This is a genomic window from Tardiphaga sp. (assembly GCF_041424195.1).
Taxonomy (GTDB): Bacteria; Pseudomonadota; Alphaproteobacteria; order Rhizobiales; family Xanthobacteraceae; genus Tardiphaga.
Window position 1 is genome coordinate 35,820 of the sequence record NZ_JBGMOE010000005.1, and the last position, 18,002, is coordinate 53,821.

The following is an 18,002-nucleotide window of genomic DNA, read 5'->3' on the forward strand; positions in this document are numbered from 1 at the left end:
GTTATGCGAGATCGGACTTCGCCATCGCCTTGGCGCCGGCTGCGATCGACGCCACGATGTTCTGATAACCGGTGCAGCGACAGAGGTTGCCCTCAAGTTCTTCGCGGATCAGATGATCGCTGAGATCATGTCCCTTGCGATGCACGAGGTCCACCGCAGTCATGATCATGCCTGGCGTGCAGAAGCCGCACTGCAGGCCGTGATGCTCGCGAAACGCTTCCTGCATCGGATGCAGCGGCGCGCCGTCGGCTGCGAGACCTTCGATGGTCTTGACCTCGTGGCCATCGGCCATGACAGCGAGCGTGGTGCAGGACTTCACGGCCTTGCCGTCGAGATGCACAACACAGGCGCCGCATTGCGACGTGTCGCAACCCACATGGGTGCCGGTGAGCCGCAGATTCTCACGCAGAAACTGCACCAGCAATGTGCGCGGATCGATATTGCCGGTGACGGGATTGCCGTTCACGATCATCGAGATTTTGGCCATATGCACTCTCTTGGTCCGCACCACCATTGCGTGGCTGAGCGGTCATTAAAATCATTCCAAATGGATAATATGGCCCATCCCGGCAATGAGCAACCTCAAGTCGGGACGGTCTCTGGTGTGTTTTTCTGCGGCATCAAGCACACTTGATCGCCGCTATCAGACGCTTCGGGCCTTAGCCCTGAACAGCCTTGGCGAAGTTCGCGAAGAACTCGTCAGCGATCTTCTTCGCCGAACCGTTGATCAGGCGCTGGCCGAGCTGGGCCAGCTTGCCGCCGATCTGGGCCTCGACATTGTAGGTCAAGAGCGTACCGCCATCCTTGTCGGTCAGGCCAACAGCGGCGCCGCCCTTGGCGAAGCCGGCCACGCCGCCCTCGCCTTCACCGGTGATCTTGTAGCCGTTCGGCGGATCGAGATCGCTCAACGTGACCTTGCCCTTGAAACGGGCGGAGACCGGACCGACCTTGATCTTGGCGGTGGCGCGGAAACCACCTTCCTCGGTGGTCTCGAGTTCTTCGCAACCCGGGATACAGGCCTTCAGCACTGCGGGGTCGTTGAGCTTTTCCCACACCACTTCGCGGGGCGCGGCAAGCTGGACTTCACCGCTCATCGTCATGGCCATGGGTCTGTCTCCTGAATTTGTCGCCGTCCGGAATTGAGGCTGTCATCCCCAAGGGATTTAACCCCCAATCCCAAGTAATGCACGGACGACGCAAAGGAAAGACCGTCCGGTGGGATGGGGCGATGCCTATTCGCAATGCAACAGACACGGCTGCAGAAAGATTGCGGGGGATTGGCAGACCCTGTCCGGAATGGTTAGGGTCCCGCGCATATGAGCACATCCCTCTCCCCCCTGTTGGCGCCGATGCTGTCGAGTGCCGCAATGCGCGCCGTCTGCGACGATGCCGCCACGCTGCAGCATATGCTGGACTTCGAGGCCGCTCTGGCGCGGGCCGAGGCCGCAGTCGGGGTGATTCCCGCCAGCGCCGTGACGGCCATCGAAGCTGCCTGCCAAGCCGACCAGTTCGATCTCGCCGCCCTCGCTGAGGCTGCAACGCGTTCCGGCAATCTGGCCATCCCGCTGGTCAAGACGCTCACCGCCAAAGTGGCGAAGGCCGATGCCGAGGCCGCGCGCTACGTGCATTGGGGCGCCACCAGCCAGGACGTCATCGACAGCGCCACCATGCTCGGCCTGCGCGCCGCGATCGACGCGCTACTGGCCGATTGCGACCGCGCCATCGCCGGCTTTGCTGCCCTCGCGGTCAAGCACCGCAACACCGCTGTGGTCGCCCGCACCTGGCTGCAGCACGCCCTGCCGATGCCATTCGGGCTGAAGCTCGCGGAGTATGCCTCCGCCCTGCACCGCTCGCGCCTGCGCCTGCAGCGATTGCGCACTGAAGGCCTCGCGCTGCAATTCGGCGGCGCCGCCGGCACCCTGGCTGCGCTCGGCGACAAGGGCCTCGTCGTTGCGGAGCAGCTCGCCAGGGAATTGCAGCTGCCGCTGCCCGATGCGCCATGGCATACCCATCGCGACCGCATCGCAGAAGTGGCTTCGGTGCTGGCGATCCTGTCCGGCAGTTGCGGCAAGATCGCCCGCGACGTGTCGCTGATGATGCAGACCGATGTCGGCGAAGCGTTCGAACCCTCTGGCGAAGGCCGCGGCGGCTCCTCCACCATGCCGCACAAGCGCAATCCGGTGGCATCGGCCTCCGCGCTCGGCGCCGCGACTATGGCACCAAATCTCGCTGCAACGATCTTTGCCGCGCAGATCCAGGATCACGAACGCAGTGCCGGACCGTGGCACGCGGAATGGCCGACGCTGCCGACATTGCTGCTGGTGACATCGGGCGCTCTTGCTGCCATCGTCGATATCGCCGAAGGGCTCGAGGTCGATGCCGAGCGCATGCGCCTCAATCTCGATGAAACCCACGGCCTCATCATGGCCGAAGCCGTGACCTTTGCCCTCGCCGAAAAGCTCGGCAAGAGCGACGCGCATCATCTGGTCGAAGCCGCCACCAAGCGCGCCGTCGCCGAGAAGAAACATCTGCGCGACGTTCTCACGGCCGATCCCAAGGTCAGCGCGCAGCTTAGCGCTGCCGCGATCGCCAAACTGTTTGAGCCGATGGACTATCAGGGCGTCTCGCAAGCCCTGATCGACCGCCTGCTCGCCTCACTCGCTTAAGAAGAAACCCGGGAGACACACCATGCCCATGATCGACGCCGACGGCTGCCTGTTGAATGTCTCCGTGGAGGGCCGCGACAGCGGGCCGACGCTGATGATGTCGAATTCGCTCGGCTGCACAATGGCGATGTGGGAGCCGCAGATGCCGGCGCTGACAAAGCTGTTTCGTGTGATCCGCTATGATCGCCGCGGCCACGGCAAGTCCGGCATGAACGGCCCCACCTCAATGGAGCGCTATGGCCGCGACGTGCTGGCGATCCTCGACGATCTCAATATCGACAAGGTGCACTGGTGCGGCTTGTCGATGGGCGGCATGGTCGGCCAGTGGCTTGGCGCCAACGCGCCTGAGCGTTTCAACAAGATCATCCTTGCCAATACCAGTTGCTACTATCCGGACCCGACCAACTGGCACAACCGCATCAAGGCCGTCCGCGAAGGCGGACTGGCCTCCGTGGCGGATGCCGTGATCGGTGGCTGGCTCACCGCTGACTTCCGTGAGCGCGAACCCGAAACCACCGCCAGGATGAAGGCGATGCTGATAGCCTCCCCGGTCGAAGGTTATCTCGCCGCCTGCGAGGCGCTGAGCACGCTCGATCAACGCGCGCTGCTCCCCAAGATCAAAAGCCCCACGTTGGTGATCGCCGGCCGTCAGGACAATGCGACGCCGGTATCGGCGGGCGAGATGATCCGCAGTGGCATTCCGGGCGCCAGCATGACGCTCCTGGACGCCGCACACATCTCGAATGTCGAACAGCCCTACGCCTTCACTGACGCCGTGGTCGGCTTCCTGACCCAGCATTGAACGGAGATCAGAGATGGACGAGCAGCAACGCGCCGCTGAAGGCACCGCGAAACGCCGCAAGGTTCTCGGCAATGCATGGGTCGATAAATCGGCTGCCGGCAAAAACGCATTCAATGCTGATTTTCTGGATCTGATCAGCCGCTACGCCTGGGGCGAGATCTGGACGCGACCGCATTTCGACGATCGCACGCGCCGCGTATTGGTGATCGGCACCATGCTGGCGCTCGGCCAGTGGGACGAATTTCGCATGCATGTGCGTGCCGCCCTCACCGAAGGCGGCTTCACGCCAGACGACATCAAGGAAATTCTGCTGCAGCAGGCGATCTATTGCGGCGTCCCGGCGGCCAATCACGCCACCAAGGAAGCCGGCGCGATCATCAAAGAGCTCGGGCTCGCTATCTAGGCGACCTTTTATTCAGGCGACTTTTTGCAAAAGCTGTGCGTCGTTGGCTGCCTTGCCCGGCTGCCCGGGGTCGAGTTCCTGCGCCGTTTCGCGACGCAACGGCGGCTCGATGGTCATCAACACCGCGGTGCCCAGCAGCAGCAGCAATTCGGTAATGTGCAGCCGCATCGCGATGATCTCACCGACCTTCGATGCCATCACCATGCCGGCGAACGAGATCACGCCGCCGATGCCAAGCGCCAACGCCAGCGCCTCGTCGCAGCCGCCCGTCTTGCGGATTTTCGGCCGCGTGATGAAGACGAGGAATACCGTGAAGAAAGCGACCACCGTCAGCTTGCCGACGGCGAGCAGCCACGCATAGCGCACCGTGCCCATGCTGGAAAATTGCATGTAGTCGCTGAGAAATAACGCCAGCGAAATATTGGGCCGCTCATAGAAGCCCTGGATCGGCGAGACCATGATCCGGAACGCGAAGATCGTCCAGGTCGGGATGAAATAGCAGGCGATCAGCGCGCCCGTGAATGTGCTGATCCGCCAGGTCTGAAATGTACCAGTCTGAAACGTGCCAGTCTGAAATGTCCCAGCCTGATGGGTTCCGGTCTGATCCGTGCTGCTCTGGTCCATGACGCCGTCCACCGCTCTGCCGGCGACTCGCAGGAGTCGCGCGCCTCGGCCGACGTAACGCCCGTTCAATCAGACGGACAACGTAAACCAATTGGTAACCTTAACTGGAGAATCAGCGGGATAACGGCGGGCCGGAATACGATCAGGACTTGCCAAACGAAAAGCCCCGCCTTTCGGCGGGACTTTCCACATGGGCCGCTGAGCACGGCCCAACTCTCGATTGATATCTGCCTGAAGGCCTATCTCTGGCCCTGCCGGCTCGGGTCCTGCTCATGGCCAGGATTGTGCGCCCCGCCACCCTGCTGCTGGCCCGGCTTCTGCCCGGGAGTCTGGCTCTGCTGGCCCGGCTTTTGCTGACCGGGCTTTTGCTGGTTCTGATTGGACATTCTTCAATCTCCTTTGTTGAACCATTCAACGTGCGACAACGTGCGGCCCCGATGTTCGTTTCGGTTCCCTCGTGATGATTGCAAGGCCGTTGCACGGCGCAACTGTGACACCGGAACAGCCGCCAATAAGGCGCGGATTTGTGTGCGCTGCGGCGCAACAGAAGGGACGCAAATCGCCGCGAAAAACAGCATGTACAGGCTACTTTAGCCGCATCGCCCCCTGTTGCCGCCTCCAATGGCCGCTGTTAGAAAACGATACAACGACGCCATGATCCGGCTGCCGGATCATGGTGGCGCCTCACTCGAATTCGGCAGCGCATGGATTATTTCGCCCAGCAACTGATCAACGGCCTCGTGCTCGGCTCCATCTATGGCCTGATCGCGATCGGCTACACGATGGTCTACGGCATCGTCGGCATGATCAATTTCGCCCATGGCGACATCTTCATGATCGGCGGCTTCATCGCGCTGATCACGTTTCTCATCCTGGTGTCGATCGGCCTCACCGCGGTGCCGGTAATCCTGCTGCTGGTGCTCCTGGTCTCCATGGCGATCACCTCGCTCTATGGCTGGACCATCGAGCGCATCGCCTATCGTCCCCTGCGCCACTCCTTCCGCCTCGCGCCGATGCTGTCGGCGATCGGCATGTCCTTCGTGCTGAGCAATTTCTCGCAGGTGGCACAGGGCGCCCGCGTCAAGCCGGTGCCGCCGATCATCACCGGCGGCTACACGCTGCATGAAGGCGCCGACGGTTTCGCCGTACGCCTCTCCAACATCCAGATCATCGTCGTCATCACCACCATCGTGCTGCTGGCACTGTTCACCTGGCTGGTCGCGCGCACGCGCCTCGGCCGTGACATGCGCGCCTGCGAGCAGGACCAGACCATGGCCTCGCTGCTCGGCGTCGATGTCGATCGCACCATCTCCATGACTTTCGTGATCGGCGCCGCGCTCGCCGCCGTCGCGGGCATGATGTACCTGCTCTATTACGGCCTGGTCGATTTCTTCATGGGTTTCGTCGCCGGTATCAAGGCATTTACGGCCGCTGTGCTCGGCGGCATCGGCTCGCTACCCGGCGCCATGCTCGGCGGCTTGCTGATCGGCCTGATCGAGACATTGTGGGCCGCCTACTTCTCCACCGAATACAAAGACGTCGCCGCTTTTTCGATTCTGATCGTGGTGCTGATCTTCCTGCCGACCGGCCTGCTCGGCCGCCCCGAAGTCGAAAAAGTCTGACGGGATCCAAGTGGCAGCACACGCATCACAAGCTAAAACTGCCCGCGGCCCGGACGCTGCATTCATCCTGAAGAAGGCCGTGATCTCCGCGCTGGTGGCGCTGGTGCTGTTCTCGCTGATGATCGGCATCCGCACCGAGGCAGGCTCCGACGGGCAACTGACCTGGTGGACCCGCTTCGGCGATCTCGCCACGATGGTCGCCGTGGTGTTCGGCGGCAGTATCGTGATGGAATTGCTGCGCCACTGGTGGGGACCGGTGGATACTGCGCGCGTGGTGCCGCCCTCGGCGCAGAAGGCATTCTCCTTCGCCGGCCGCGCGCTGGTGCCGGCGCTGCTGATCTTCACCTTCCTCGTGCCGGTGATCTTCTACGACGAACGCTACATCCTCGATCTCGGCATTCTCGTGCTGACCTACGTGATGCTCGGCTGGGGCCTCAATGTGGTGGTCGGCCTCGCCGGCCTGCTTGATCTCGGCTATGTCGCCTTCTATGCCGTCGGCGCCTATTCCTACGCGCTGCTGGCCACCAATTTCGGCCTGTCGTTCTGGATCTGCCTGCCACTCGCCGGCATTCTCGCCGCGTTCTTCGGCGTACTGCTCGGCTTTCCCGTCCTGCGGCTGCGCGGCGACTACCTCGCGATCGTCACCCTGGCGTTCGGCGAGATCATCCGCCTCGTCATCATCAACTGGCAGACCCTCACCGGCGGCCCCAACGGCATCTCCGGCATTCCACGCCCCACGATGTTCGGCATTCCGCTGACCCCGGGCGATGACGGCCTTGCCGCCTTGCTGCGTATCGAGTTCTCGCCAACCCATCGCATCGTCTTCCTGTTCTATCTGATCCTCGCCCTCGCACTGCTCACCAACTGGGTCACCATCCGCCTGCGCCGCCTGCCCATCGGCCGCGCCTGGGAAGCGCTGCGTGAGGATGAGGTCGCCTGCCGTGCGCTGGGCATCAACACCACAACCACCAAGCTCACCGCCTTCGCCACGGGCGCCATGTTCGGCGGCCTTGCCGGCGCGTTCTTCGCGACCCGCCAGGGCTTCATCAGCCCCGAGTCGTTCACCTTCCACGAGTCGGCGCTGGTGCTGGCCATCGTCGTGCTCGGCGGCATGGGCTCGCAGCTCGGCGTGGCGCTCGCAGCGCTTGCGATGATCGGCGGCTTCGAACTGTTCAGAGGACTCGAGCAATTCCGTATGCTGGTGTTCGGCGGCGCCATGGTGCTGCTGATGATCTGGCGGCCGCGCGGCTTGATCGGCCACCGCGCCCCCACCGTCTTTCTCGAACGCAACACCGCGATCTCGTCCGACCTCGTCAAAGAGGGCCACGGATGAATATCAACGACATTCTCAGCGTCGAAAATCTGACAATGCGGTTCGGTGGCATCGTCGCCGTCAACGATCTCAGTTTCTCGGCCGAGCGCGGCAAGATCACCGCGCTGATCGGCCCCAACGGCGCCGGCAAGACCACCGTCTTCAATTGCATCACCGGCTTCTACAAGCCGACATCCGGCACCATCCGCCTGCGCAACGGCGACGACGAATGGCGGCTCGAGAAGCTCAACGATTTCCGCATCTCGAAGATCGCCAAGGTCGCCCGCACCTTTCAGAACATCCGGCTGTTTCCCGGCATGACCGCGCTGGAAAACCTGATGGTGGCGCAACACAACACGCTGATGCGCGCTTCGGGATTCACGTTTCTCGGCCTGTTCGGCGTACCCAGCTATCGCGCCGCCGAGAAGGCTGCGATCGACCTCGCACGCACCTGGCTCGATCAGATCGGCCTGCTGGAGCGCGCCGACGATGCCGCCGGAAACCTGCCTTACGGCGACCAGCGGCGTCTCGAGATCGCGCGCGCAATGTGTACCGAGCCGACGCTGCTCTGCCTCGATGAGCCCGCCGCGGGCCTCAATGCGCGCGAGAGCGCGGCGCTCAATGAGTTGTTGCTGAAGATCCGCGCTGAACATGGCACCTCGATCCTGCTCATCGAGCATGACATGTCGGTCGTGATGGAGATCTCCGATCATATCAACGTGCTCGATTACGGCGTGAAGATCGCCGACGGCACGCCGCAGCAAATCCGCGACAATCCTAAGGTCATCGCCGCCTATCTCGGTGCGGATGAAGAGGAAGCCATGGCGGCGATGGAGGGCGAGACGTGAGCGCCGCCCCCATGCTCGCCATCACTGGTCTGCGCGCATCCTATGGCAAGATCGAAGCGCTGAAAGGCGTCGACCTCGACATCAAGCACGGTGAAATCGTCGCACTGATCGGTGCCAATGGTGCCGGCAAGTCGACGCTGATGATGACCATCTTCGGCAAGCCGCGGGCACGTTCGGGCGTAATCACCTATGACGGCATTGATATCACCGGCCTTCCGACCCACGAGATCGCGCGGATGCGCATCGCGCAGTCGCCGGAGGGGCGCCGGATTTTCCCGCGCATGAGCGTGGCGGAAAATCTGCAGATGGGGGCCGACGTTAATGAAAGCACGCCCGCCGAACGCACCGACAGCCTCGACAAGGTACTGACGCTGTTTCCGCGCCTCAGGGAGCGCATGACCCAGCGCGGCGGCACGCTGTCCGGCGGCGAGCAGCAGATGTTGGCCATCGGCCGCGCGCTGATGAGCCGCCCGCGCCTGCTGTTGCTCGACGAGCCCTCGCTCGGCCTCGCACCGCTGATCGCCAAACAGATTTTCGATGCCATCCGCGTGCTCAACAAGCAGGACGGATTGACGGTCCTGATTGTCGAGCAGAACGCCAATCACGCGCTGCGTCTGGCCCATCGCGGCTATGTCATGGTCAACGGGTTGATCACCCTGTCGGGTACCGGAAGCGAACTCCTGAAAGCCCCGGAAATCCGCTCCGCCTATCTCGAAGGCGGCCGGCACGGCTGACGGATCCATATCCCTCATCGCGATGACATTGACGCGCGGAGCGATGCAAACAATCGACATTATTCTCAAGGTAGAATAATGCCCCAATCGCGATACTGTCATGGCGCTGCGTTTGCCTGCATTCGAACGGAACACGGGGACTTCCTATGAAATTCATTAAATTCATCGGCCTGACTGCGGGCGCTTCGATCGCGTTTGCGTCCGTTGCACTGGCGCAGGATATTCCTGTCGCCGTCGCGTCATCGATGACCGGCAGCGAATCCGCCTTCGGCCGCCAGTTCAAGAATGGCGCCGAACTCGCCGTCGCCGATATCAACGCCGCCGGCGGCCTGCTGAACAGGAAGCTCGCGCTGCAGGTCGGCGATGACGGCTGCGATCCCAAGCAGGCCCGCTCGATTGCCGAGAAATTCGCCAGCGCGCGCATCCCGTTTGTCGCCGGTCACTATTGTTCGTCGTCGTCGATCCCCGCATCGGAAGCCTATGCCGACGGCAATGTGCTGCAGATCTCGCCGGGCTCGACCAATCCATTGTTCACCGAACGCAAGCTCGCCAATGTGCTGCGCGTCTGCGGCCGCGACGACCAGCAGGGTCTTGTTGCCGGCGAGTACATTGCCAAAAATTACAAGGGCAAGAACATCGCGATCCTGAACGATAAGACGACCTATGGAAAAGGCCTCGCCGACGAAACCAGGAAGGCGCTGAACAAGGCCGGCGTTACCGAGAAGATGTTCGAGAGCTACAACAAGGGCGACAAGGATTTTAATGCGATCGTGTCCCGCCTGAAGCGCGACAATATCGATCTGGTCTATGTGGGCGGTTATCACCAGGAAGCCGGGCTCATCGTCCGTCAGATGCGCGACCAGGGCCTCAAGACGGTGCTGATGGCCGGCGACGCAATCAACGACAAGGAGTTCGCCTCCATCACCGGGCCGGCTGGGGAAGGTACGCTGTTCACCTTCGGTCCTGATCCGCGCAACAAGCCCACCGCGAAAGCGATTGTCGACCGCTTCAAGGCCAAGAACATCGATCCCGAGGGCTACACGCTCTACACCTATGCTGCCTTCCAGGTCTGGTCACAGGCTGTCGCCAAGGCCGGCACCACCGACACCAGGAAGGTGATGGACACGATCAAGGCCGGCGAATGGGACACCGTGCTTGGCAAGCTGGCCTTCGACGCCAAGGGCGACATCAAGGCGATCGACTATGTCGTCTACACATGGGACGCCAAGGGCGACTATGCCGAACTGAAGCAGTAGGCCTGCAGGGCCGCACCTCTCCGCGCATGATGAGAGGTGCGGCTCGGCTTACGTCGTGATGTCGGTGCCTGAGCCGGTGAGACGGTTGCCCACGCGCAAGGCGGCTTCGGCATGTTTTTGATCCGCTGGGCGCAGGCTCGTACAGCGACAGCTCTTGCGACGACCTGCCGCAGCCGGACTCACAGGCTGCCTCTTTGCGGCCTAAAATTGCCGATGACTCGGCATCAAAATAAGTTGAGAATGATCTTATCGTTCGGGCGGCCGGATTGCGTTTGCGGCCGAAAACTCTTTGCGAGGATCATCCCCATGAAACCATTCAATGTGATCGGCTTGGCCTTTGCCGCGTCGCTGCTCTCAACCGCAGCCTTCGCGCAGGACATCAACGTCGCGGTGGCCGGCCCGATGACGGGCGGCGAATCCGCTTTCGGCCGCCAGATGAAGAACGGCGCCGACCAGGCTGTGGCAGATCTCAACGCCGCCGGCGGCGTGCTCGGCAAGAAGCTGGCGCTGCAGGTCGGTGACGATTCCTGCGATCCCAAACAGGCCCGCTCGATCGCCGAGAAGTTCGCAAGCGCCAAGGTGCCGTTCGTCGCCGGCCACTTCTGCTCGTCGTCGTCGATCCCGGCCTCCGAAGCCTATGCGGACGGTAACGTGCTGCAGATCACGCCGGCCTCGACCAACCCGCTGTTCACCGAGCGCAAGCTCGCCAACGTGCTGCGCGTCTGTGGCCGCGATGACCAGCAGGGCCTCGTCGCCGCCGACTACATCGCCAAGAACTTCAAGGGCAAGAACGTCGCGATCCTCAACGACAAGACGACCTACGGGAAGGGTCTCGCCGACGAAACGAAGAAGGCACTCAACAAGGCCGGCTTCAACGAGAAGATGTTCGAGAGCTACAACAAGGGCGACAAGGACTTCAACTCGATCGTCTCGCGCCTGAAGCGCGACAATATCGATCTGGTTTATGTCGGCGGCTATCATCAGGAAGCCGGCCTGATCCTGCGCCAGATGCGCGACCAGGGTCTCAAGACCGTGTTGATGGCCGGCGACGCCATGAACGACAAGGAATTCGCATCCATCACCGGACCCGCCGCAGAGGGCACGTTGTTCACCTTCGGCCCCGACCCGCGCAACAAGCCGAGCGCGAAGGCCATCGTCGAGAAGTTCAAGGCCAAGAACATAGACCCTGAAGGCTACACGCTCTACACCTATGCCGCATTCCAGGTCTGGTCACAGGCTGTCGCCAAGGCCGGCTCCGCCGACACCAAGAAGGTGATGGATGTGATCAAGGCCGGCGAATGGGACACCGTGCTCGGCAAGATGGCATTTGACGCCAAGGGCGACATCAAGGCGATCGACTATGTCGTCTACAAGTGGGACGCCAAGGGCAACTACACCCAGATCGACGCGAAGGGGACGTGAGAGCGAGCGCCGCAAGCACTTCCCATCACCTCTCCCCGCAAGTGCGGGGCGAGGTTAAGAGAGAGCTCCTAGCCGAAATTCTGCAGCGCGGGAAATGTCTCCAGCAACCAGATGCTGGCATTCGAGACGGCGCCGGTGAGAAACGCGATGCCGGTGATCACCATCAGCACGCCCATGGCGCGCTCGACATGGACGAGATGCTTCTTGATGCGCGCAAACACGCTGGAGAATTGCTCCACCATGAAGGCCGCAATGAGGAACGGGATGCCGAGGCCCAGGGAATAGACCGCAAGCAGCCCTGCGCCCTTGGTCACCGTTGCTTCTGCCGCCGCCACCGACAGGATCGCCGCGAGGATCGGGCCGATGCACGGCGTCCAGCCAAACGCAAAAGCCAGGCCCATCACATAGGCGCCCCACAAGCCGACCGGCTTGGGCATGCTCAGGCGTCCCTCGCGCATCAGCAACCCGATGCGCGTGAGGCCAAGGAAATGCAGGCCCATCAGGATGATCAGGATGCCGGCAACGATTGACAGTTCCGCCGCATAGGAGCGGATCACGCTGCCGACCAGACTGGCGCTGGCGCCAAGCGCCACGAACACCGTGGAGAAGCCCAGCACGAACACGGCAGCGGAGATCATCACCGCGCGCCTGGAGACTGCTTCCTGCTCGTCATTGGCGACATGCTCGATGGTCGCACCCGTCAGATAGATCAGATAGGGCGGCACCAGCGGCAGCACGCAGGGCGACAGGAACGAGACAATACCGGCAATCAGTGCGGCGGGGATCGTGACATCGGAAATCATGCGGCTAGATGCACCGCGACTGCGGCTGGATGCAAGCGCGATGGATCAAATCCCCGCCACTTCCGGCTGTTGTGATCGCGTCGTGATCGGTTGACCGCGCAGCGCTGCTACGGTCAGGTCGGGCCAAGAGGGAACCGCCATGAAGAATCTGCTTACCGATATCGCCGGCGTTCGCGTCGGCCATGCTGACGACGCCCAGCTGGCCTCCGGCGTCACCGCCATCCTGTTCGACAGGCCGGCCGTGGCCTCTGTCGATATACGCGGCGGCGGCCCGGGCACGCGCGAGAGCGCGCTGCTCGATCCCGTCAACACCGTGGATGCCATCCACGGCCTCGCGCTGGCCGGCGGCTCCGCCTTCGGGCTCGAGGCCGGCGGCGGCGTGCAGGCCTGGCTCGCCGAACAGGGCCGCGGCTACCAGATCGGCAATGCCGTCATCCCCATCGTGCCCGGCGCGATCCTGTTCGACTTGCTCAATGGCGGCAACAAGGCCTGGGGCCGCTTCCCGCCCTATCGCGATCTCGGCTATGCCGCCGCGGCAGCCGCCAGCGATGCCTTCAGGCTCGGCAGCGTTGGCGCAGGGCTCGGTGCCACGACAGTCAACTTCAAGGGCGGCCTCGGCTCGGCCTCTGCCGTCACGCCATCGGGCGTGCGCGTCGCCGCACTCGCTGCGATCAATGCGATCGGCAGTGTCACCATCGGCGACGGCCCGCACTTCTGGGCGGCGCCATTCGAAGTCGGCAACGAGTTCGGCGGACACGGCATGCCCGACAAGATGAAACCGGAGATGCTGGCGATGCGTATCAAGGGCGGACCGGCGGCAACGTCGATCGAGAACACGACACTTGCCGTCGTTGTTACCGATGCGATCCTGACCAAGGCGCAAGCACAACGTCTCGCCATGATGGCGCAGACCGGATTCGCCCGCGCGATCTATCCGGTACATGCGCCGCTCGACGGTGACATCGTGTTTGCGGCGGCGACGTGCGAAAAGTCGATCGATCCACTGGTGGGCTTGACCGAACTCGGCATGTTCGCGGGCAATGTGATCGCCCGCGCCATCGCGCGTGGTGTGTATGAAGCGACAGCGCTCCCGTTTACGAACGCGCTTGCGGCGTTTCGCGATCGGAACTAGGTCGTCGCTCCGCAACCAATCGCGCCTGTCGTTGTTTCTATCCGAGAGACATTCGGAGGACGGGCGATGCCGTCGAGTGCGATTCGACATCTCACTTACGATCCGGTGAGCCGCGAATTGCGCGTCACTTTCACCAGCGGCCGTCGGTATGCTTATGCGCAGGTGCCACCGGAAGTTTACGCGGCCTTCAGCAGCGCAGCGTCACGCGGCGCGTTCTTCAACCACCGCATTCGCGATCGCTTCGCCTATCGCGAGCTGACGCGTTCGGGGCCGGAACGCAGATCAGGCGCTGATCGCCAGCGTCGACTTCGCATTTGAGATCTGCTGCGCCTGACGCGCGATCATCTTTTCGATCGCGTTATAGGACGAGCTCGCGGTGGAGGTCGTCGACGATGCCGGGACGGCTGTGGTCGACGTCACCGTCGATCCGTCCGCATATGCGATGGATGTCGTGGTGCTGCCATCGGCGTTCATCGTGGTCGTCGTGGTCGAACCGGCAGTATCGGAATCGCCACCAGCGCCACCGCCCTTGCCGCCGCCGCCGGCGTGATGGGACTTGCCGGCGCCCTTGAGCGCCGAGCCGAGCTCATCCAGGCTCACCGATCCATCGCCATTCTTGTCGAGCTTGGCGAAGACCTTGTCGGCATTCTCGACATTGGTGCCACCGGCGCCGAGCTTGTCCTCGAATTCCGCTTTGCTGATCCCGCCGCTGCCGTCACCATCGAGCTGCGCAAACAGGCTCTTCAGCGCATCCGACCGGCTCTTCGAGGACGACGAGACCGACAGGCTCTGCGCATCCAGCAGCGCGCTCATCGTGCCGGACGAAATCGAGGTCGAGGCTGACGAACTGCCGCTCGATGTCGACGACGTCGACGAACTGGCCTGCGACGTCGCGTTGGAGATATTGAAGACGCTCGCCGCCGGCTGCGTGACGCCGGTGGTCGGCTTCGACGCAGTGGTCTTCTTCGACGTCAGCGCCTGCAGCGCATCCAGTGCGGACGCGGCAAGACCGAGGGCCTGCAACATCGCGTATCTCCTGCTCATGCCGCATCCGCGGCGCAATTCCCTGCAAGGATTTCAGCAAGCCGCGTGCCAGCGAAAAAACGTCGATAAAACAACGACCCACATCAGAGGCCGCGCGCATGTGTCCCGGCAAATCATGCCGCCGCGGCAGAACTTGCCGGCGCGCGGCGAGCGTTGCCCGCACCCCGGCCCCATGTTACGCGAGGCGACCCATTCGCCGCCGTCCAAAAACGTTCAGGAAAATCCGATGTCCCAGAGCTTCACGCCCCGTCCGCTGGTGATCGCGCCATCCATCCTGGCCGCCGATTTTGCCAGGCTCGGCGAAGAGGTCCGCGCCGTGGATACCGCCGGCGCCGACTGGATGCATCTCGACGTCATGGACGGCCATTTCGTGCCGAACATTTCCTACGGCCCCGACGTCATCAAGGCGATGCGCCCGCATACCAAGAAGATCTTCGACGCACATCTGATGATCGCGCCTTGTGACCCCTATCTCGAAGCCTTCGCCAAGGCCGGCTGCGACCACATCACCGTGCACGCCGAAGCAGGTCCGCATCTGCATCGCTCGCTGCAGGCGATCCGCAATCTCGGCAAGAAGGCCGGCGTCTCGCTCAATCCCGGCACGCCGATCACGGCCATCGAATATGTGCTCGATCTCGTCGATCTCGTGCTGGTGATGTCCGTCAATCCCGGCTTCGGCGGCCAGGCCTTCATTCCGTCCGCGCTCGGCAAGATCTCGGACCTCCGCGCCATGACCGCGGGCCGCCCGATCGATATCGAGGTCGATGGCGGTGTGTCCGCTGCAGTCGCGGGGCAACTCGCCGCGGCAGGCGCGAATGCCTTCGTCGCCGGCTCCGCCGTGTTCAAGGGCGGCACCGTGGAGAGCTACAAGGCGAATATCGACGGCATCCGCGCAGCGGCCGCGAATGCCCGCGGCGAGATGGTGTAGCGCCTCTCCCGATTCAAATATCAAACAGCCACGCTTCCGCAGGCGCTCGGCAAGGCGTCATGCTACGGCGCCGGCGGCCGCGGCACGACTGGCAGCGTCATCGTCACCGGCATGACACTGCAACTGAGTATCGACGGCGCAGCACCCGTTACACTGGCGCAGGACAAGCAACTGCCGAAGCGCCGCCGCTGCGTGACTGCCTACGGGATCGCTGAAGCCTATCATCATCAGGCCAAAGACGGCGCGCAGACGCTGGCGGTGCTGGTGGAGACCGTAGACGCCGACCAGTTTCACGCGGGGCCGAACCGGCGCTTCATGGCGGTGACGGCACGATTGCCAAAGCCATAAATTCGGCAGGAAAATCAGGCCTTCGGGCGCATCCAAGGTGGCCTCCCCCGCCCCGATCTGCTAAAGCGCGGCGTAATCCCCCAAACGTCAGAGTGCGCAATGATCCCTCGCTATACCCGTCCGGAAATGGCCTCCATTTGGGAGCCGCAGACCCGCTTCAAGATCTGGTTCGAGATCGAGGCCCATGCGGCCGATGCGCTGGCGGAACTCGGTACCATTCCGAAGGACGCGGCGAAGACGATCTGGGCCAAGGCCAAGGATGCCACCTTCAATGTGGAGCGCATCGACGAGATCGAGCGCGAGACCAAGCATGACGTCATCGCCTTCCTGACCCATCTGGCCGAGATCGTCGGCCCCGAAGCGCGCTTCGTGCATCAGGGCATGACCTCGTCCGACGTGCTCGACACATGCCTCAACGTGCAGCTCACCCGCTGCGCCGATATCCTGATCGCCGACGTCGATCGCCTGCTGGCCGCGCTGAAGACCCGCGCCTTCGAGCACAAGATGACGCCGACCATCGGCCGCTCCCACGGCATCCATGCCGAGCCGGTCACCTTCGGCCTCAAGCTCGCTTACGCCTATGCGGAATTCACCCGCGCCCGCGCGCGTCTCGTGACTGCGCGCGAGGAAGTCGCCACCTGCGCCATCTCCGGCGCCGTCGGCACCTTCGCGCAGATCGATCCGCGCGTTGAAGAACATGTCGCCAAGGCGATGGGCCTCAAGCCCGAACCGATCTCGACGCAGGTGATCCCGCGCGACCGCCACGCGATGTTCTTCGCGACGCTCGGCGTGATCGCCTCGTCGATGGAACGTCTTGCGACAGAAGTGCGCCACATGCAGCGCACCGAAGTGCTGGAAGCCGAGGAGTTCTTCTCAGAGGGCCAGAAGGGTTCGTCGGCCATGCCACACAAGCGCAACCCGGTGCTGACCGAAAACATCACCGGTCTCGCCCGCATGGTGCGCGCCTATGTAACGCCCGCGATGGAAAACGTGGTGCTGTGGCACGAGCGCGATATCTCACACTCCTCCGCCGAGCGCATGTTCGGCCCGGATGCCACGGTGACCCTGGACTTCGCGCTCAACCGCATGGCCGGCGTGATCGAAAAGCTGCTGGTGTATCCCGCCAACATGCAGAAGAACCTCGACCGCCTCGGCGGCCTCGTGCATTCGCAGCGCCTCTTGATCGCGCTGACCCAGAAGGGCGCATCGCGCGAGGACGCCTACAAGCTCGTGCAGCGCAACGCCATGCCGGTGTGGCGCGGCGAAGGCGATTTCCAGACGCTGCTGAAGAAGGACGCCGACGTGAAGAAGTATCTCACGGATGCGGAGATCGAGGAGCAGTTCGACCTCGGCTATCACTTCAAGCACGTCGACACGATCTTCACGCGCGTGTTCGGTACCTCATCCTGAGGAGCGACGTCTTTCGCGTCTCGAAGGATGAACGCCACACACCATGGTTCGAGACGGCGCCGAAGCGGCGCCTCCTCACCATGAGGACGGAGTCCGCTGGCTACATCGTCGCCGTATGTCTGCGGCGCGGTCATCACTTCAGCAAGACGCCAGGCCTGAGCATTCGCCTGCTCTCAGGCCTTGGCGTCGAAGGCGACGGCCATATGGGCGTGTTGGTGAAGCACCGCTACGATCGCCGCCGCGATCCCGCCAGGCCGAACCTGCGCCAGGTGCATCTGATCCCGTCCGAGCTGTTCGACGAATTGCGCGCCAAGGGCTTCACGATCCAGCCCGGCGATCTCGGCGAGAACGTCACCACATCGGGGATCGACCTCGCAGCACTGCCGACCGGCACCCGGCTGCATCTCGGCGCGCATGCGGTGATCGAACTCACCGGCCTGCGCGAACCCTGTGTGCTGATGGACCGCTTTCAGGAGGGATTGAAGGCCGCGACGGAGGATCGCGATGCTGATGGCAATGTCATCTGCAAGGCCGGCGTGATGGCGGTTGTCGTTGCGGGTGGCGAAGTGGCGGCGGGCGATGCGATAGGCGTTGAGCTGCCGGAAGGTCAGCGACGGCCGTTGGAGCCGGTGTAGCCAACCGCGAGCG

21 protein-coding genes are annotated in these 18,002 nt (G+C 63.1%); 15 read left to right on the forward strand and 6 right to left on the reverse strand.

The genetic code is table 11. The features are described from left to right. Position 1: 1 nt before the first annotated feature. On the reverse strand, positions 2-487 hold the full coding sequence (locus ACEK02_RS00410; protein WP_089264990.1) for a (2Fe-2S)-binding protein: 486 nt from the start codon (positions 485-487) through the stop codon (positions 2-4). 172 nt (positions 488-659) lie between these two features. Continuing rightward, positions 660-1,106: a CoxG family protein gene (locus ACEK02_RS00415; protein WP_371419846.1), complete on the reverse strand. Its 447-nt coding sequence runs from the start codon at positions 1,104-1,106 to the stop codon at positions 660-662. Between the two features lie 210 nt (positions 1,107-1,316). On the opposite strand from ACEK02_RS00415, the gene ACEK02_RS00420 reads away from it, so the two are divergent. Genes ACEK02_RS00420 through ACEK02_RS00430 form a run of 3 tightly spaced genes read left to right on the forward strand, consistent with a single transcriptional unit; the run spans position 1,317 to position 3,871 of the window. Then, positions 1,317-2,666, forward strand: a complete 1,350-nt coding sequence (locus ACEK02_RS00420; protein WP_371419847.1) for a 3-carboxy-cis,cis-muconate cycloisomerase — start codon at positions 1,317-1,319, stop codon at positions 2,664-2,666. Positions 2,667-2,688: 22 nt separating this feature from the next. After that, on the forward strand, positions 2,689-3,468 hold the full coding sequence (gene pcaD / locus ACEK02_RS00425) for a 3-oxoadipate enol-lactonase (RefSeq protein ID WP_371419848.1): 780 nt from the start codon (positions 2,689-2,691) through the stop codon (positions 3,466-3,468). Between the two features lie 13 nt (positions 3,469-3,481). After that, complete coding sequence (locus ACEK02_RS00430) at positions 3,482-3,871, forward strand: carboxymuconolactone decarboxylase family protein (RefSeq protein WP_120292724.1); 390 nt, start codon at positions 3,482-3,484, stop codon at positions 3,869-3,871. Between the two features lie 12 nt (positions 3,872-3,883). Here the strand turns inward: ACEK02_RS00430 and ACEK02_RS00435 are convergent, their stop codons facing one another. Together ACEK02_RS00435 and ACEK02_RS00440 are read right to left on the reverse strand one after the other, a co-directional pair. Then, positions 3,884-4,495: a hypothetical protein gene (locus ACEK02_RS00435; protein ID WP_371419849.1), complete on the reverse strand. Its 612-nt coding sequence runs from the start codon at positions 4,493-4,495 to the stop codon at positions 3,884-3,886. Positions 4,496-4,734: 239 nt separating this feature from the next. Then, the gene (locus tag ACEK02_RS00440; protein ID WP_371419850.1) at positions 4,735-4,881 is read right to left on the reverse strand and encodes a hypothetical protein; all 147 of its coding nucleotides are present in this window, start codon (positions 4,879-4,881) and stop codon (positions 4,735-4,737) included. A gap of 318 nt (positions 4,882-5,199) precedes the next feature. Here ACEK02_RS00440 and ACEK02_RS00445 point away from each other — a divergent pair, with 318 nt between their 5' ends. From ACEK02_RS00445 to ACEK02_RS00470, 6 genes are all read left to right on the forward strand, one after another. Beyond that, positions 5,200-6,117, forward strand: coding sequence for a branched-chain amino acid ABC transporter permease LivH (locus ACEK02_RS00445; protein WP_371419851.1), 918 nt, complete (start codon positions 5,200-5,202; stop codon positions 6,115-6,117). 10 nt (positions 6,118-6,127) lie between these two features. Beyond that, positions 6,128-7,450 carry a high-affinity branched-chain amino acid ABC transporter permease LivM gene (gene livM, locus ACEK02_RS00450; protein WP_371419852.1) on the forward strand — a complete coding sequence of 441 codons (1,323 nt, stop codon included), beginning with the start codon at positions 6,128-6,130 and terminating at the stop codon, positions 7,448-7,450. Further along, on the forward strand, positions 7,447-8,277 hold the full coding sequence (locus tag ACEK02_RS00455; protein ID WP_371419853.1) for an ABC transporter ATP-binding protein: 831 nt from the start codon (positions 7,447-7,449) through the stop codon (positions 8,275-8,277). Before livM ends, ACEK02_RS00455 begins: the two co-directional genes overlap by 4 nt. 11 nt (positions 8,278-8,288) lie before the next feature. After that, positions 8,289-9,011, forward strand: a complete 723-nt coding sequence (locus ACEK02_RS00460) for an ABC transporter ATP-binding protein (RefSeq protein WP_371419946.1) — start codon at positions 8,289-8,291, stop codon at positions 9,009-9,011. A 146-nt stretch (positions 9,012-9,157) separates the two neighbouring features. Continuing rightward, positions 9,158-10,267 carry a branched-chain amino acid ABC transporter substrate-binding protein gene (locus ACEK02_RS00465; protein ID WP_371419854.1) on the forward strand — a complete coding sequence of 370 codons (1,110 nt, stop codon included), beginning with the start codon at positions 9,158-9,160 and terminating at the stop codon, positions 10,265-10,267. Between the two features lie 306 nt (positions 10,268-10,573). Beyond that, a complete protein-coding gene (locus ACEK02_RS00470) occupies positions 10,574-11,689 on the forward strand; it encodes a branched-chain amino acid ABC transporter substrate-binding protein (RefSeq protein WP_371419855.1) in 1,116 nt (371 codons plus the stop codon). Positions 11,690-11,757: 68 nt separating this feature from the next. On the opposite strand, the gene ACEK02_RS00475 is transcribed toward ACEK02_RS00470, so the two are convergent. Then, positions 11,758-12,492 carry a cytochrome c biogenesis CcdA family protein gene (locus tag ACEK02_RS00475; protein WP_371419856.1) on the reverse strand — a complete coding sequence of 245 codons (735 nt, stop codon included), beginning with the start codon at positions 12,490-12,492 and terminating at the stop codon, positions 11,758-11,760. Between the two features lie 139 nt (positions 12,493-12,631). Between ACEK02_RS00475 and ACEK02_RS00480 the strand changes: the two genes are divergently transcribed. Both ACEK02_RS00480 and ACEK02_RS00485 read left to right on the forward strand, forming a co-directional pair. Then, a complete protein-coding gene (locus tag ACEK02_RS00480; protein ID WP_371419857.1) occupies positions 12,632-13,624 on the forward strand; it encodes a P1 family peptidase in 993 nt (330 codons plus the stop codon). A gap of 66 nt (positions 13,625-13,690) precedes the next feature. Continuing rightward, on the forward strand, positions 13,691-13,942 hold the full coding sequence (locus ACEK02_RS00485; RefSeq protein WP_371419858.1) for a KTSC domain-containing protein: 252 nt from the start codon (positions 13,691-13,693) through the stop codon (positions 13,940-13,942). Here ACEK02_RS00485 and ACEK02_RS00490 read toward each other — a convergent pair. After that, a complete protein-coding gene (locus ACEK02_RS00490) occupies positions 13,907-14,650 on the reverse strand; it encodes an EF-hand domain-containing protein (protein WP_371419859.1) in 744 nt (247 codons plus the stop codon). The two genes, ACEK02_RS00485 and ACEK02_RS00490, sit on opposite strands and share 36 nt — an antisense overlap. 244 nt (positions 14,651-14,894) lie before the next feature. On the opposite strand from ACEK02_RS00490, the gene rpe reads away from it, so the two are divergent. The 4 genes from rpe to ACEK02_RS00510 all read left to right on the forward strand — a co-directional run bounded on the left by rpe (position 14,895) and on the right by ACEK02_RS00510 (position 17,989). Beyond that, the gene (rpe, locus tag ACEK02_RS00495) at positions 14,895-15,596 is read left to right on the forward strand and encodes a ribulose-phosphate 3-epimerase (protein WP_371419860.1); all 702 of its coding nucleotides are present in this window, start codon (positions 14,895-14,897) and stop codon (positions 15,594-15,596) included. A gap of 111 nt (positions 15,597-15,707) precedes the next feature. Then, positions 15,708-15,944 carry a DUF2259 domain-containing protein gene (locus ACEK02_RS00500; protein WP_371419861.1) on the forward strand — a complete coding sequence of 79 codons (237 nt, stop codon included), beginning with the start codon at positions 15,708-15,710 and terminating at the stop codon, positions 15,942-15,944. 99 nt (positions 15,945-16,043) lie between these two features. Continuing rightward, on the forward strand, positions 16,044-17,354 hold the full coding sequence (purB, locus tag ACEK02_RS00505) for an adenylosuccinate lyase (RefSeq protein WP_371419862.1): 1,311 nt from the start codon (positions 16,044-16,046) through the stop codon (positions 17,352-17,354). 80 nt (positions 17,355-17,434) lie between these two features. After that, positions 17,435-17,989, forward strand: a complete 555-nt coding sequence (locus ACEK02_RS00510) for an MOSC domain-containing protein (protein ID WP_371419863.1) — start codon at positions 17,435-17,437, stop codon at positions 17,987-17,989. Positions 17,990-18,002 lie beyond the last annotated feature (13 nt).

Excerpts from the sequence above, each read along its gene's own strand:
- ACEK02_RS00410 (WP_089264990.1), bottom strand. The coding sequence starts at position 487 with ATGGCCAAAATCTCGATGATCGTGAACGGCAATCCCGTCACCGGCAAT.
- ACEK02_RS00415 (WP_371419846.1), bottom strand. The coding sequence starts at position 1,106 with ATGGCCATGACGATGAGCGGTGAAGTCCAGCTTGCCGCGCCCCGCGAA.
- ACEK02_RS00420 (WP_371419847.1), top strand. The coding sequence starts at position 1,317 with ATGAGCACATCCCTCTCCCCCCTGTTGGCGCCGATGCTGTCGAGTGCC.
- pcaD (WP_371419848.1), top strand. The coding sequence starts at position 2,689 with ATGCCCATGATCGACGCCGACGGCTGCCTGTTGAATGTCTCCGTGGAG.
- ACEK02_RS00430 (WP_120292724.1), top strand. The coding sequence starts at position 3,482 with ATGGACGAGCAGCAACGCGCCGCTGAAGGCACCGCGAAACGCCGCAAG.
- ACEK02_RS00435 (WP_371419849.1), bottom strand. The coding sequence starts at position 4,495 with ATGGACCAGAGCAGCACGGATCAGACCGGAACCCATCAGGCTGGGACA.
- ACEK02_RS00440 (WP_371419850.1), bottom strand. The coding sequence starts at position 4,881 with ATGTCCAATCAGAACCAGCAAAAGCCCGGTCAGCAAAAGCCGGGCCAG.
- ACEK02_RS00445 (WP_371419851.1), top strand. The coding sequence starts at position 5,200 with ATGGATTATTTCGCCCAGCAACTGATCAACGGCCTCGTGCTCGGCTCC.
- ACEK02_RS00455 (WP_371419853.1), top strand. The coding sequence starts at position 7,447 with ATGAATATCAACGACATTCTCAGCGTCGAAAATCTGACAATGCGGTTC.
- ACEK02_RS00460 (WP_371419946.1), top strand. The coding sequence starts at position 8,289 with ATGCTCGCCATCACTGGTCTGCGCGCATCCTATGGCAAGATCGAAGCG.
- ACEK02_RS00465 (WP_371419854.1), top strand. The coding sequence starts at position 9,158 with ATGAAATTCATTAAATTCATCGGCCTGACTGCGGGCGCTTCGATCGCG.
- ACEK02_RS00470 (WP_371419855.1), top strand. The coding sequence starts at position 10,574 with ATGAAACCATTCAATGTGATCGGCTTGGCCTTTGCCGCGTCGCTGCTC.
- ACEK02_RS00475 (WP_371419856.1), bottom strand. The coding sequence starts at position 12,492 with ATGATTTCCGATGTCACGATCCCCGCCGCACTGATTGCCGGTATTGTC.
- ACEK02_RS00480 (WP_371419857.1), top strand. The coding sequence starts at position 12,632 with ATGAAGAATCTGCTTACCGATATCGCCGGCGTTCGCGTCGGCCATGCT.
- ACEK02_RS00485 (WP_371419858.1), top strand. The coding sequence starts at position 13,691 with ATGCCGTCGAGTGCGATTCGACATCTCACTTACGATCCGGTGAGCCGC.
- ACEK02_RS00490 (WP_371419859.1), bottom strand. The coding sequence starts at position 14,650 with ATGTTGCAGGCCCTCGGTCTTGCCGCGTCCGCACTGGATGCGCTGCAG.
- rpe (WP_371419860.1), top strand. The coding sequence starts at position 14,895 with ATGTCCCAGAGCTTCACGCCCCGTCCGCTGGTGATCGCGCCATCCATC.
- ACEK02_RS00500 (WP_371419861.1), top strand. The coding sequence starts at position 15,708 with ATGACACTGCAACTGAGTATCGACGGCGCAGCACCCGTTACACTGGCG.
- purB (WP_371419862.1), top strand. The coding sequence starts at position 16,044 with ATGATCCCTCGCTATACCCGTCCGGAAATGGCCTCCATTTGGGAGCCG.
- ACEK02_RS00510 (WP_371419863.1), top strand. The coding sequence starts at position 17,435 with ATGAGGACGGAGTCCGCTGGCTACATCGTCGCCGTATGTCTGCGGCGC.